Annotated in this window: 1 pseudogene; it reads left to right on the top strand. The window is 40.8% G+C overall.

The features are described 5' to 3' along the window. Window positions 1–652, top strand: a pseudogene (locus tag ADF68_RS02200) (transposase); the annotation flags it as partial.

Here is a 652-nt window from a genome sequence, read left to right as displayed (position 1 = left end):
GTCTACACAAGGTCTTACAAGTCACCTTTCCTGAATTGGAAAATCTCTTATCCACACCAACTGGAGAGCAATATTGGAATTTAGTGATGGCTTTTCCATGCAAAGAGTTTGTATTAAACCTATCTCAAAATGAATTGTGTAAGATTATCCGTCAATCTACCTCCAAACGAATCTCTGAGAAGCGTATTGCTTACCTGACTGATAAACTTATAAAACTCGCTAAACAATCTTTTTGTGCGGTCAAGAAAATCTCCCCAATGCTTGAAGAGGTTCGTTACTATGCTCAAGAATTGCTTCGTCTTTCTGAGCACAGACAGGTTGTCTTACACGACATGGTAGCTCTAGCTCAGCCTTTACCAGAGTATGACATCTTACGATCAATTCCTGGCATCGCAGAAACCACAGCGACATCTATCATTGGCGAATTGGGAGATTCGTCGCTTTCAGTCTACCAACCAAATCAACTCTTTTATTGGCATTGACCTGAGACACTATGAATCTGGGAACTTTCTCACCAAGGAACACATTACTAAGCGAGGTAATCCCTATGCCAGAAAAATCTTGTTCAAGTGCATTCATAACATCGCTTCAGCTAGTCATACCAATCCCTGCCATATCGCCGACTTTTATGAGAAACGAAAAAGACAATCGA

The sequence above is a fragment of the Streptococcus pseudopneumoniae genome, assembly GCF_001068775.1.
Taxonomy (GTDB): Bacteria; Bacillota; Bacilli; order Lactobacillales; family Streptococcaceae; genus Streptococcus; species Streptococcus pseudopneumoniae_N.
This window is presented reverse-complemented; position numbering and strand designations above follow the sequence as displayed.